We start from the raw sequence: 14269 nt of genomic DNA on the forward strand, positions 1-14269 counted from the left end.
AGAAAGCTAGCAGAAGAAAATTCAGCTCGCTGGAAGAAAGAAGAAGAAGAACGTAAGAAGCGCGAAGAAACCGCTGATCACCACCTTACGACTTCTACTTACGCACGTGAAGCAGAAGATGTTGCTGATGCGCGTGATGAGCAAGGCACACGCCGTGCTAAGAAAAAGAAAAAAGCCCCAGCGAAGGAGAAATTTGTTCCTTCAAGAGGCAAGAAAAGCAAGCTAAAAGCACCAGCTTCATTACAACATGGCTTCCAAAAGCCAACGGTTGACGTGAAAAACGAAGTGCGTATTAGCGAAACAATTACAGTTGCTGAGCTTGCATCACGCATGGCCGTTAAGGGCGCTGAAGTTGTAAAAACAATGATGAAAATGGGTGACATGGTTACCATTAACCAAGTGATCGACCAAGAAGCTGCACAGTTAGTTGCAGAAGAAATGGGCCACAAAGTTATCATTGTTAAAGAAAACGAATTAGAGCAAACAGTACTAAATGACCGTCATGAAGATGGTAAATCTGAGCCACGTGCACCAGTAGTAACTGTAATGGGTCACGTTGACCATGGTAAAACGTCAACGCTTGATTATATTCGTTCAGCAAAAGTGGCCTCTGGCGAAGCCGGTGGTATCACACAGCATATCGGTGCTTATCATGTTGACGTAAATGGTAACATGATCACTTTCTTGGATACTCCTGGTCACGCGGCGTTTACGTCAATGCGTGCTCGTGGTGCTAAAGCAACAGATATCGTAATCCTAGTGGTTGCAGCAGATGATGGTGTAATGCCACAAACTAAAGAAGCGGTTCAGCATGCGCGTGCAGCTGGCGTTCCTTTAATTATCGCTGTTAACAAAATGGATAAAGAAGGCGTAGACCCAGATCGCGTTAAGAATGAGCTTGCTCAACTAGACGTTATTCCTGAAGAGTGGGGCGGTGATACACAGTATGTGCATATTTCTGCTAAAACTGGTTTAGGTATTGATGACCTTCTTGAAGCGGTATTAAACCAATCTGAGTTGTTAGAACTTACTGCTCCAACTGTGGGTATGGCTGCTGGTGTTGTTATTGAATCTCGTCTTGATAAAGGCCGTGGTCCAGTTGCTTCTATCCTTGTACAATCTGGTACGCTTAACCAAGGTGACATTGTATTATGTGGTCTTGAGTATGGTCGTGTTCGTGCAATGCGCGATGAAAACGGTAAAGACATCAAGTCTGCAGGTCCTTCAATCCCAGTTGAGATTTTAGGTCTATCTGGTATTCCAGCAGCGGGCGACGAAGCAACTGTAGTTAAAGACGAGCGTAAAGCCCGTGAAGTTGCACTTTACCGTCAAGGTAAATTCCGTGATGTTAAACTAGCACGTCAGCAAAAAGCGAAGCTTGAAAACATGTTTACTAACATGACTGAAGGCAATGTATCTGAAGTTAATGTGGTACTTAAAGCAGACGTTCAAGGTTCAATCGAAGCAATCTCTGATTCATTGACTAAACTGTCAACAGATGAAGTTAAAGTGAAGATTGTAGGCTCAGGCGTAGGTGGTATCACTGAAACTGACGCAACCCTTGCTGCAGCATCTAATGCAATCGTGGTTGGCTTTAACGTTCGTGCTGATGCATCGGCACGTAAAGTAATTGAGTCTGAGAACTTAGACTTACGTTACTACAGCGTTATCTATAGCTTGATTGACGAAGTGAAGCAAGCTATGTCTGGTATGTTAGCACCAGAGTTCAAGCAAGAGATCATTGGTCTAGCTGAAGTTCGTGACGTATTCAAGTCACCTAAAATTGGCGCTATCGCTGGTTGTATGGTTACTGAAGGTGTTATTAAACGTAGCGCACCAATTCGTGTACTTCGTGATAACGTGGTTATCTACGAGGGTGAGCTTGAGTCACTTCGTCGCTTTAAAGACGATGTTGCTGATGTTCGTAACGGCATGGAATGTGGTATCGGCGTTAAGAACTATAACGACGTTCGCGTTGGTGACCAAATCGAAGTATTCGAAACAGTTGAAGTACAACGTACACTTTAATTGTTCGTAAGCTAAGATAATAAATGGGGGCTCAGCCCCCATTTGTGTATCCATTATTTAAATAACTTATTTATATTTCTCAATGAGTTATAATTTTTAGAGTAGAGTCTAATGAGAGAGTTTTCTCGTACTGATCGTGTTGCTCAGCAAATTCAAAAAGAAATTGCTGTTATTTTGCAACGTGAAATTAAAGATCCACGTTTAGGTATGGTTACAGTATCTGCTGTAGAAGTATCACGTGATTTATCTTATGCAAAAATCTTTATTACTGTGTTTAACACCCAAGATGAAGATGCTGCAAAGCAAAGTGCTAAAGTATTAAATGAAGCGACCGGTTATATTCGCTCACTACTTGGCAAACGCATTCGTGCCCGTATTATGCCAGAGCTTAAGTTTGTGGTTGATAATTCACTGATGGAAGGCATGCGTATTTCAAACCTTGTTGATTCTATTATTCGTGAAGATAAAGCAAAGCATGTAGATGACGAAGTTGATAGCGTAGATGATGCAGAGCATATCGACGAAACAGACAGCGAAGAAGGCACTAATACAGATGGCAAAGCGCAGTAAAGGCCGTCCAGTTGACGGTATTTTGTTGTTAAACAAACCAATAGGCATTTCATCAAATAAAGCGCTACAGCAAGCTAAAAGTGTGTATTTTGCACAAAAAGCGGGGCACACCGGTGCCCTTGATCCGCTTGCAACGGGTATGCTGCCTATCTGTTTTGGTGAAGCGACTAAATTTACTCAGTTTTTACTCGATACTGACAAAACCTATGTAGTTCGCGCTAAATTAGGTGAACGTACGACAACATCAGATTCTGATGGTGAAATTGTCAGTACTAAAGATGTCAATGTGACGGCTGAGCAACTTAGCGAAGAAATTGCTAAGTTTTTAGGTGAATCAGATCAATACCCGTCAATGTATTCAGCGTTAAAATATGAAGGCCGACCTTTATATAAATATGCGCGTGAAGGCATTGAAGTACCTCGCAAGTGCAGAAAAATCAACGTATTTAGTTTAACACTAGATGAGTTCGATGAAGCTAATAACGAAGTGCAAATGACCGCCCATGTTTCAAAAGGTACTTATATTCGTACTATCGTCGATGACTTAGGCGAAAACCTAGGTTGTGGCGCGCATGTGATCATGTTGCATCGCAGTGCGGTAGGGCATTACCCTGCTGACAAAATGGTGTCACTTGAGCAGTTAGAAGCGTTATTAGTAAAAGCGAAACAAGAAGAGCTTACGCCTTCTACTTATCTTGATGAACTATTACTGCCAATGGACACCGCATTAGTTGGTTTACCTGTGGTTGAGCTCAGTAAAGAGCAAGGTAGTTCTTTTAGCCATGGTCAGGCGGTTGTACTTGATATTGAACTGCCAGAAGGGGCAATTAAAGTGCTCGCTGATGGTGTGTTTATTGGCACTGGTGAACGTAATCCTGATGGCCATTTAAAGTCAAAACGTGGCTTATCAAATCAGCAAGAAACAACAGCGTAAAGTTTAGCTTGTAGTTATTGCCGTAGCTGGTAGAATACGCCCGCTAATCGTTTTGGCTGAATTAGTGATCGGCTAAGACACCTTTTAAATTTTATTTTTGGAGTTACTATGTCACTAAGCAATCAAGAAAAGATCGATATCATCGCAAAATTCGCACGTGCAGAAGGCGACACTGGTTCACCTGAAGTACAAGTTGCACTTCTTACTTTTGATATCAACAAGCTTCAAGGTCACTTTGCTGATCACAAGCATGACTTCCACTCACGTCGTGGTCTGCTTCGTAAAGTAAGCACTCGCCGTAAACTGCTTGATTACCTTAAAGGTAAAGACATTGCACGTTATACTGCGTTAATCCAAGAACTTGGCCTACGTCGCTAAGAACTAGATTACATAGAAAGGAGCTTTATAGCTCCTTTTTTTGTGCCTGAAATTTCTCACTCTCTCTGTCCACAACAATTAATTCTCTTGAAATATCAAATAAAAGCCACATAGTTAGTGACAGCAAAGCACACTTTTTAGCGCGCCTATTATCACCACTTTTATCTAGGGACTAAGCTCGCAATTTTGCATTACTTTGTTATATACTATGCGCGTAGATAAAAAGGTTTATCTACGCTTATTCACATCATTGCCAATTGTAGTACTTAATTGATTTCCAACTGAATACAATTATGTACTGTAATTGGTACTTTGATGGCAACTTATTAGAACACATTTAAGGAACATTTTAAGTGCAAGCAATTATTAAAGAATTTCAACTAGGTCAACATACAGTTACCCTAGAAACCGGTGCAATCGCTCGTCAAGCAGACGGCGCAGTACTAGCAAGTATTGGCGACACATCAGTATTAGTTACTGTTGTTGGTAAGCGTGAAGCACAACCTGGCCAAGATTTTTTCCCACTAACAGTTAACTACCAAGAGCGTATGTACGCTGCAGGTCGTATCCCTGGTGGTTTCTTAAAGCGTGAAGGTCGTCCTAACGACGGTGAAACACTTATTGCACGTCTTATTGACCGTCCAATTCGTCCACTTTTCCCAAATGGTTTTGTAAACGAAGTACAAGTTATTGCTACTGTTGTTTCTGTTAACCCTGAAATTCAACCTGATATGGTTGCGATGATCGGTACTTCAGCAGCACTTGCTATCTCTGGTATCCCATTCAGTGGTCCAATTGGTGCAGCGCGCGTTGGTTACATCAACGGCGAATACGTACTTAACCCAACGCTAAAAGAGCTTGAAGAAAGCCAACTTGATTTAGTTGTTGCTGGTACTGATAACGCAGTACTTATGGTTGAATCAGAAGCTGACGTACTTGCAGAAGACGTTATGCTAGGTGCGGTTGTATATGGTCATGAGCAATCTCAAGCTATCATCAACGCAATTAACGAATTCAAAGCAGAAGCTGGCAAGCCTACATGGGATTGGGCAGCACCTGAAAAGAACGTTGCTTTAGAAGATAAAGTAGCAGCAATCGCAGCTGATAAAGTAGGCGAAGCTTACCGCATCACTGATAAAGTGGCTCGTAAAGAAGCACTTGGCGTAGCTAAAGACGAAGTTGTTGCTGTATTAACAGCTGAGCTTGCTGAAGGCGAGTCACTAGACAAGCAAGAAGTTGGCAAAGTATTTGGTTCTCTTGAGAAGAAAATCGTACGTGGGCGCATCACTGCTGGCGAAAAACGTATCGATGGTCGTGAACCAGATATGATCCGTGCACTTGACGTAATGACTGGCGTATTGCCACGTACTCACGGTTCTGCAATCTTTACGCGTGGTGAAACACAAGCACTGGTAACAGCTACACTTGGTACAGAACGTGATTCACAGTTAATCGATGATTTAACTGGCACGCACAAAAACCACTTTATGCTTAACTATAACTTCCCTCCGTTCTGCGTAGGTGAAACAGGTTTTGTAGGTTCTCCTAAGCGTCGTGAAATCGGCCACGGTAACCTAGCTAAGCGCGGTATCCAAGCTGTAATGCCTACATTGACTGAGTTCCCTTACTCAATCCGTGTTGTATCTGAGATCACTGAATCAAATGGTTCATCTTCAATGGCATCAGTATGTGGTACTTCACTTGCACTTATGAATGCGGGTGTGCCAATTAAAGCGTCTGTTGCGGGTATCGCGATGGGTCTAGTTAAAGAAGACGAAAAATTCGTAGTTCTTTCTGACATCTTAGGTGATGAAGATCACTTAGGTGACATGGACTTTAAAGTAGCTGGTACTGCTGCAGGTATCACTGCACTACAGATGGATATCAAGATTGAAGGTATCACTCAAGAAATCATGCAAATTGCGCTTAAACAAGCAAAAGCTGCACGTTTACACATCTTAGGTGTGATGGACGAAGCGATTTCTGCACCATCTGAAGAGCTTTCAATGTTTGCTCCACGTATCTACACTATGAAGATACCACAGAAGAAAATCGCAGAAGTTATCGGTAAAGGCGGCGCAACTATTCGTCAACTTACTGAAGAAACAGGTACTACGATTGAAATCGGTGATGACGGTACAATCAAAATTGCAGCAACAGACGGTGAAAGCGCAGCAAATGCAATTAGCCGCATTGAGCAATTAACAGCTGAACTAGAAGTAGGTACTATCTACGAAGGTAAAGTTGTACGTATCGTTGATTTCGGTGCGTTTGTAAACATTCTTCCTGGTAAAGATGGCCTAGTGCATATCTCTCAGATCAGTACTGAGCGCGTAAATAACGTGACAGATCACCTATCTGAAGGTCAAGAAGTTAAAGTTAAAGTACTAGAAGTAGACCGTCAAGGTCGTGTACGTTTAAGTATCAAAGAAGCAATGGAATCAGCAGCTGCCACAGCTGATGCACCAACTGACGCTTAATTGTTGATATTTAATCCAGATATTCTCTGGATAATATAAAAAGGGGCTGTATAGCCTCTTTTTTTATGCTTTAATGAAACCTCTTTGGATAGCACTTGTCCTATCAGTTTGCTACTTATCTTGGTATAAAGGATTTTAATGATACTTAAACACATAGCCTTGGCATCGTTTGCTATTCTGTCTTTAAGCGCCTGTCAATCTACTTCGCAAGCACAACCGACTGCGATTGTGAATGTGCCTTTCACTGCGCCTTTAGCGTCTGATTTTCGTAGTGAAATAGCGATAGCTCGTTATTCTGAATTATTAAATCGTGCTGATCTAGCGCCAGATCAACAAGCAAAATTATTTTATGACCGTGGCGTATTATTTGATAGTTTAGGTATGTCTACCTTGGCGCGGATTGATTTTAATCGTGCTGTGCAATTGAAGCCCGATTTAGCCGAAGTGTATAACTTTTTAGGTATTCACCATACCTTGATGCAACAATTTGAAAAAGCCTATGAATTTTTTGATTCAGCGTTAGAACTCAATGAGCAACACGAATATGCCTACTTAAATCGTGGTATTGCTCTTTACTATGGCGATAGAGCAAATCTTGCAGCGGCTGATCTTAAAGAGTTTTTATCACGTTCGCCAAGTGATCCTTACCGGGTATTATGGCTTTATCTAGCGCAAGCAAGCGCTGATCCTGTGCAAGCTATAGCAAACTTAAAAGCCAACGCACAAGGGCTGGATGATAGTCAATGGGCGTATAGTTTAATATCACTTTATTTGGGCGATATGAGCGAGCAGAGCTTTTTAACAAGTCTTGCCGATGGTGTTAAAACTGAACAAGAATATGCGCAGCGGCTATGCGAAGCTTACTTTTATTTAGCTAAAATATATCAAGCTAAAGGGCTTGATTATCAAGCCGCAGATTTCTTTCGTTTAGCACTTGCCACCAATGTGCATGAGTTTGTGGAATATAAATATGCCCGTTTAGAGCTTGAGTTAATGGCTGGTGAAAACGACAGTTAAATTATTTATTAGCGTTGTTGTTATGCTGAGTTTGGGATATTTACCAAGCTCAGTTAATCAGCATCGCGATATTGCCTTTTGGCATGTAAAACATACCCCAGATTCTATTCTTATTAGTTATTATCGTTTTATTGACGATTTTAATGCTCAGCTTAATTCATTGACTGATGCTACCTTATACTTATTAGCTATAAATGCTGTTACAGATGCACAATTTGCTTGGGCACTGCGGTTACTAACAAATGATCAAGCACAATCGGCTTTACCTTTTTGGCGTGTTAGCGTGGCTCAGCAAAGTGTTGATAAGCGCCGCAGACTCAGTGCATTGTTACTGCAATCAGAACGTTGGGATGATTTAACATCACTGGCAGAGCAACACCTGTTGCCTGCAAGTCATGCGGCAGAACAATTAAAATTACACCATGGCGCCACACCGGCGAGTATTGACCAAAGCTTTGCCAGTCATGAGGGATTTTTATTATCCTTTTCACAGCTGCAAGCGCAACCGCAGTGTCAGTTTAATGTGTTGATGATGACAGATCATCGCCAAGGTTTAGCAAAACTTAATGCATTTAAAATTCGTTATCAACAACACCCCCAACCGAGCTCAGGCAGTTTTTGTTTTAGTAAGCCGATTTATTTAGGGGACTCCATAAACTGCCAACAACAGCCGCAACATGCCGCTAAATGTGATTGGCAGCCTTTAGCTCACAATAAAGCTTGGCCAACGGGCTTTGATTTTATAGTGATGATGACCGCAACTGGCTCAGGCAATGTGCAAGGTGGCATAATGCACTTAAACTCGGCGAGTTATTACGGTTTATTTTTACATGAGCTGATGCACTTTAACGGCTTTGAAGATGAGTATCCATTACCCGCAGCGAAGCAGGCGTGGTTATGTAATCAAAAAGGCTTGGTGGCGCCGAACCTTTTTATTGCCAATGATCTTACACCACCGGCTGGCTGGCAGCTAAGTGATAGCTGTCAAACACCAATTAAAGCATATAAACCAAGTCATAACTGGTCAATAATGCAATATCAACAAATCCCTTTGTCAGTGCATTATCAACAATTATGGTTGCAACAAATTACTGATCCGAGCTATCAACCACTACGATTTAGCGACTATTTTCAGCAATTTAAAGCACCTATGAACTTTATAAACAAAATGACAAAAAAAAATATTGAGGGATAAAGTTGTAAATAATATGCTGTCAGCACTAAAATAGTACAAAATAACAGCAGGTAGAAGGGCTTACTATAGACAAAATCGTCGCTGATCAGTATAACTATATACCTATAAAGCGTTTATTGAAGCTAAAATTAAAACCATCCGAAATGACCAGTACTAAACTAAAACTAACTAGCAGTGTATTGATACTCTTATGACTTCAAAAGGTTTCTCTCTATGACTTTGCTCTGGATACCCCTGTTATCCTTAATTGGCAGTGTTATTTCTTCCTGCACCGGCAAATTGACTCGTAATCAATCTACGAGCTTAACTATGCTAGCGCCTTTATGCGCCTTAGCAATTGCGATTTATCACACGCCAGCGGTTTTAGCGGGTGAGACAATTCGCTTTACCACACAATGGATACCAGCGCTGGGTATGGAGCTGGCTTTTCGCCTAGATGGCTTAAGCTTATTGTTTATCTTTATGATCTTAGGGATCGGGTTGCTGGTTATTTTTTATACCCGTTATTACCTAAGTAATAATGACTCGATGCCAAAATTATACTGTTACTTAATGCTGTTTATGACTGCAATGCTAGGTATTGTGATGTCGAATAACGTGATTCAACTATGGCTGTTTTGGGAATTAACCAGTATTAGCTCATTTTTGTTAATCAGTTTTTGGTGGCATAAATCAGAGGCCCGCAAAGGGGCACGTATGGCATTAGCAGTCACTGGAGCCGGCGGATTAGCTCTACTAGGCGGCTTACTACTGCTTGGTGATATTGTTGGTAGCTATGATCTAGACGTTATCTTAGCTAGCAAAACATTGATCCAGTCACATGACTTATACGAAGTTGCATTAGTGTTGGTATTGCTAGGTGCATTTACTAAATCAGCTCAATTCCCATTTCATTTTTGGTTACCGCACGCAATGGCAGCCCCAACGCCAGTGAGTGCCTATTTGCATTCAGCGACTATGGTAAAAGCCGGTATCTTCCTACTTGCACGTTTTTATCCAGCGTTAGCTGGAACAGATATCTGGTTTATTTTGGTTGCCATGACCGGCTTAACAACGTTATTGGTCGGCGCCTACATCGCTTTATTTAAGCATGATTTAAAAGGGCTGCTGGCGTATTCAACCATTAGCCATTTAGGTTTGATCACTTTATTACTTGGGTTAGATACTGAACTTGCCACAGTAGCGGCAATATTTCATATTATTAACCATGCAACGTTTAAAGCATCATTATTTATGGCCACCGGTATTATTGACCATGAAACTGGTACGCGAGATATGCGTAAGCTCAATGGTATGTGGCGATTTATGCCTTATACAGCGACACTGGCAATGGTTGCTGCAGCGGCAATGGCTGGGGTGCCGCTATTAAATGGTTTCTTGTCAAAAGAAATGTTTTTTGCAGAAACCTTACATCAACAAATACTAGGTTCTATGTCGTGGCTTATTCCTGTATTAGCAACTCTAGCGGCTGCTTTTTCTGTGGCATATTCGGCACGCTTTATTCACGATGTATTCTTTAATGGCGACCCAATCAATTTACCAAAAACACCGCATGAGCCTCCTCGCTATATGCGTGTGCCAATCGAAATACTAGTTGTGTTGTGTTTACTAGTCGGTATGTTTCCAAACTTTGTGGTTGATGGTATTTTGTCAGCGGCGTCGCTAGCAGTTCTTGGGGAAGCGACACCACAGTTTAAACTGTCAATTTGGCATGGTTTTAATTTACCATTGCTTATGAGTGCGATGGCTGTCGTGGGCGGTGTATTTATATATATTCAGCGCAAGCACTTATTTAAGTTTCAAGCATCACTACCTCCATTAAATGCTAAAAAAACCTTTGAGCGGTTTGTCTATACGATCATTAAGTGGAGTCAAGAAAAAATCAGCAGCACCGAAAATGGTTCTCTGCAACGTTACATTGTTGTGATGTTGGGGGTCGTATTGTTGTGTGCTGGTTGGCCATTGTTTGAAATGAACGCTTTGGCGGGTACTGCGCCACGTACGCCGATCGATTTTCATAATGCCATTGGTGCAGGTTTAATGATCATCGGTGCCATTAGCACTGTGATTTGGCATCGCTCACGGATGGTATCGTTATTGATGATATCAATCGTAGGGTTAATGGTTTCAGTGGCATTTACTCGCTTCTCAGCGCCCGATTTAGCGCTTACACAGTTAACCGTAGAGGTAGTGACAGTCATTTTATTAATGCTGGCATTATTCTTCTTACCGCAACGCACACCTAAAGAGTCGAGTTCATTACGTATTTTACGTGATTTAGGGATTGCCTCAGCAGTGGGGGTGGTTATTGCCAGTATTTGTTATGCATTATTAACGCGTCCGCTTGAGTCAATTTCAGATTTCTTTATCGCCAATGCAAAAACTGGCGGAGGCGGTACCAACGTCGTAAACGTTATTTTGGTTGATTTCAGGGGCTTTGATACCCTAGGGGAAATCACGGTACTGGGGATTGCAGCGTTAGGTATTTATAAAGTATTAACTAATTTACCATTGTTTATGCCAGCCAGTGACAGTGAAGGTCGCCCTTGGGCGCGAGAACGTCATCCTCTGTTATTAGCCAGTATTTCACAAAGTTTATTGCCATTGGCGTTATTAGTCTCTGCGTATATCTTTTTGCGCGGTCATAACTTACCTGGTGGGGGCTTTATTGCCGGGTTAGTCACTGCAATTGCCTTTATTTTGCAGTATATGGCTCATGGTTCAATTTGGATCTCTGAGCGCTTTGATGTGAACTATCGAAAGATCATTGCCTCGGGTATCGCCATTGCAATGTTAACAGGGCTAGGAAGTTGGGCATTTGGACGACCGTTTTTAACCACTTGGTTTGAATATTTTGATGTGCCATTTATCGGCAAAGTAGAACTGGCCAGTGCCATCGTATTTGATTTAGGTGTTTACATGACCGTAGTCGGCGCGACCTTAATGATACTCGCAAGCCTAGGTAAGTTAACCGCAGATACACCTAAGAAAGAGGTAAATATTTAATGGAACTGTTATACGCATCATGCGTTGGTGTACTGGTGACTTGTGGGGTGTACTTGATCCTAAGAGCACGGACTTTTCCGGTAGTATTAGGGTTAACGATGCTGTCATACGCAGTGAACTTATTTTTATTCTCTGCGGGGCGCTTAACTATTAATAAAGCCGTCGTGCTTGGTACAGGCACTGACTATGCCGATCCGCTGCCGCAAGCGTTGGTACTGACAGCTATTGTAATTGGTTTTGCAATGACCGCCTTTGTCGTGATTTTGGCAATTCGTGGTCGTGCTGATTTAGGCAATGATCATGTAGATGGTCACTTAGGTAAAATTGAACACAAGGAGCACAAATGATCCAGCATCTAGCTTCTTGGCCAATTTTATTACCTATGCTTGCCGGCATTATTTTACTGTTACCTCCCTGTGGGAAAAGTATTCCTATTCGTCGTGTTGCCTCTGTAGTCATGGCATTATTAAACACTTTCGTCAGTGCGCTATTATTATGGCAAGTTTTCCAGTCAGGCATTATTGTGTATGCCATCGGCGGCTGGCAAGCCCCATTTGGGATCGTGCTGGTTGCTGATTTAGTGTCAGTCCTACTGGTGTTACTAACGTCATTTCTAGGTTTGGCTGTTACTGTTTACAGCTGTATGGGAGATGATGAAAAAGGGGGCTTTTTTCATCCTTTAGTACACTTTTTGGTACTGGGTGTTAACGGTGCTTTTTTAACAGGGGATTTATTCAACCTGTTTGTATTTTTTGAAGTGCTGTTAATTGCTTCCTACTCATTACTAATGCATGACGGTGATAAACACAAAACGCGATCAGCCATTCAATACGTGAGTTTAAACCTGATTGGATCGAGTGTGTTTTTGATTGCACTGGGTATTTTATATGGTGTTTTAGGCACCTTGAATATTGCTGATATGGCACAAAAAGTGTCGCAGTTACAGGGCGATGACGTCTACCTTGCAAAAATTGGTGGGTTATTACTGCTGGTTGTTTTTGCGCTAAAAGGCGCATTGTTACCACTGCACTTATGGTTACCCAATACTTACGCTAGTGCAATGCCTGTGGTGGCAGCGTTATTCGCAATTATGACTAAAGTGGGTGTATACGCAATGCTGCGTGTCTATACCGTTATCTTTGGTGATGAAGCAGGGCAACTTGCACACATGGCACAACCATGGTTGTGGGGCTTGGCCGTTGCAACTATTATAGTTGGCTCCATTGGTGTTGTTGCCGCGCAAGATTTACGTAAGCTCACTGCTAATTTAGTGATTGTATCGGTGGGGACGTTAGTCGCCTTAGTCGCATTACAAAACATTAATGCCACAGCGGCGCTGTTGTATTACTTAGTGCATTCAACCTTAGTGTGCGCGGCCTTATTTTTAGTGGCCGACCTGATCGCTCATCAGCGTGGTAAAGTTGCGGATCGTTTTGCGCCAGGACGCGGCGTAGCGCAACCATACTTATTAGGCACGTGCTTTATTATTGCTGCTTTAGCTGTAGTCGGCATGCCACCACTGTCAGGGTTTATTGGTAAAGTGTGGATTTTAAAAACCACCTTAGATAGCGAAAAAGCATTGCTATTTTGGCCTGTTTACTTGCTTGCCAGCTTTGCATTATTGGTCGCATTATCTCGAGCGGGTACTACCTTGTTTTGGGAACGCAAACACCAAGACTGTGAACCGACTGAAGGAGTAAAAGCGCATCCATTGCAGATCACGGCAATAATTGCTTTATTAGTTTGTTCGCCTTTGTTAGTGATCTTTGGCGGCGCAGTAAGTGAATATATGATTGCTGCTGCTACGCAATTGCATGATATTACCGGTGGTATCAATACGGTACTTGGAGGGGGCTTATAATGCGTTTAGAATCACGTTTTCGTTGGTTACCAACACCTTTTCGCAGTGCATTATTGTTTGTCGTATGGCTGCTACTTAATAACAGCGTATCGGCAGGTCATATAGTGTTGGCTGTGATATTCGCTATTTTAATTCCTTTAGTCAGTTTTCCATTTCGCGAACCGCAACCGCTTATTATTAAGCCCGGTTTAGCGCTAAAGCAGTTAATTATCGTGATGTACGACATTATTACCGCCAATATGCAAGTCGCATTGCTTATTCTTGGGCCAGTTAAAAAACTGCGTCCCGCGTTTGTAAAAGTACCAATAGAGCTCAGCCATGCTATGCCTATAACTATTTTGGCAAGCACAGTATCGCTCACACCGGGCACCGTAAGTGCAGAGGTATATCCGATACCTGAATCTCTCGCTGAGGGTGAGCAACCAACGCAGCGTTATTTGCTTATTCATGTATTAGATTTAGATGACGAACAAGCATTGATCGACACCATTAAACAACGTTACGAAGCACCTCTTAAGGAGATATTTCAATGTTAGAAACGGTCTTTTTAATTGTTTTTGCAATGATTGGTTTATCGTTACTGCTTAACTTATGGCGTTTGGTGGTAGGCCCTTCGGTACCTGACCGCATTTTAGCGCTAGATACTATGTATATTAATACCATAGCGTTAATTATTTTATACGGTATGAGTATGGGCACAGGGTTGTATTTTGAAGCTGCACTGTTAATCGCGATGCTTGGCTTTGTAAGTACAGTAGCTGTATGTAAGTACTTGTTACGTGGCGACATCATCGAATAAA

General features: G+C 42.0%; 12 protein-coding genes. All 12 read left to right on the forward strand.

Features of this window, described 5'->3' with window-relative positions:
* A partial coding sequence (gene infB, locus H5182_RS13280) for a translation initiation factor IF-2 (RefSeq protein WP_182760163.1) occupies positions 1-2028 on the forward strand: 2028 nt, incomplete at its 5' end.
* Positions 2029-2139: 111 nt separating this feature from the next.
* Positions 2140-2598: a 30S ribosome-binding factor RbfA gene (gene rbfA / locus H5182_RS13285; RefSeq protein ID WP_145240438.1), complete on the forward strand. Its 459-nt coding sequence runs from the start codon at positions 2140-2142 to the stop codon at positions 2596-2598.
* A complete protein-coding gene (truB, locus tag H5182_RS13290) occupies positions 2582-3532 on the forward strand; it encodes a tRNA pseudouridine(55) synthase TruB (RefSeq protein ID WP_145240440.1) in 951 nt (316 codons plus the stop codon). The genes rbfA and truB overlap by 17 nt, the downstream gene beginning before the upstream one ends.
* A gap of 108 nt (positions 3533-3640) precedes the next feature.
* Positions 3641-3910 (forward strand): 30S ribosomal protein S15, encoded by a 270-nt coding sequence (rpsO, locus tag H5182_RS13295; RefSeq protein ID WP_016707659.1) that lies wholly within the window; start codon positions 3641-3643, stop codon positions 3908-3910.
* Positions 3911-4263: 353 nt separating this feature from the next.
* Entirely contained in the window at positions 4264-6390 is a 2127-nt protein-coding gene (pnp, locus tag H5182_RS13300) for a polyribonucleotide nucleotidyltransferase (protein WP_182760164.1), read from the forward strand.
* Between the two features lie 138 nt (positions 6391-6528).
* Positions 6529-7407 (forward strand): lipoprotein NlpI, encoded by an 879-nt coding sequence (nlpI, locus tag H5182_RS13305; RefSeq protein ID WP_182731379.1) that lies wholly within the window; start codon positions 6529-6531, stop codon positions 7405-7407.
* On the forward strand, positions 7391-8602 hold the full coding sequence (locus H5182_RS13310; protein ID WP_182718694.1) for a hypothetical protein: 1212 nt from the start codon (positions 7391-7393) through the stop codon (positions 8600-8602). Before nlpI ends, H5182_RS13310 begins: the two co-directional genes overlap by 17 nt.
* Positions 8603-8815: 213 nt before the next feature.
* Complete coding sequence (locus H5182_RS13315; RefSeq protein WP_145240448.1) at positions 8816-11608, forward strand: monovalent cation/H+ antiporter subunit A; 2793 nt, start codon at positions 8816-8818, stop codon at positions 11606-11608.
* On the forward strand, positions 11608-11955 hold the full coding sequence (locus tag H5182_RS13320; RefSeq protein ID WP_145240450.1) for a Na+/H+ antiporter subunit C: 348 nt from the start codon (positions 11608-11610) through the stop codon (positions 11953-11955). Before H5182_RS13315 ends, H5182_RS13320 begins: the two co-directional genes overlap by 1 nt.
* Positions 11952-13469 (forward strand): monovalent cation/H+ antiporter subunit D, encoded by a 1518-nt coding sequence (locus H5182_RS13325; protein ID WP_145240452.1) that lies wholly within the window; start codon positions 11952-11954, stop codon positions 13467-13469. Before H5182_RS13320 ends, H5182_RS13325 begins: the two co-directional genes overlap by 4 nt.
* Positions 13469-14005, forward strand: coding sequence for a Na+/H+ antiporter subunit E (locus tag H5182_RS13330; RefSeq protein ID WP_145240454.1), 537 nt, complete (start codon positions 13469-13471; stop codon positions 14003-14005). The genes H5182_RS13325 and H5182_RS13330 overlap by 1 nt, the downstream gene beginning before the upstream one ends.
* Positions 13999-14268, forward strand: a complete 270-nt coding sequence (locus H5182_RS13335) for a K+/H+ antiporter subunit F (protein ID WP_016707651.1) — start codon at positions 13999-14001, stop codon at positions 14266-14268. The genes H5182_RS13330 and H5182_RS13335 overlap by 7 nt, the downstream gene beginning before the upstream one ends.
* Position 14269: the final 1 nt, after the last annotated feature.

This window comes from Pseudoalteromonas sp. SG44-17, assembly GCF_014164235.1.
Classification (GTDB): Bacteria; Pseudomonadota; Gammaproteobacteria; order Enterobacterales; family Alteromonadaceae; genus Pseudoalteromonas; species Pseudoalteromonas rhizosphaerae.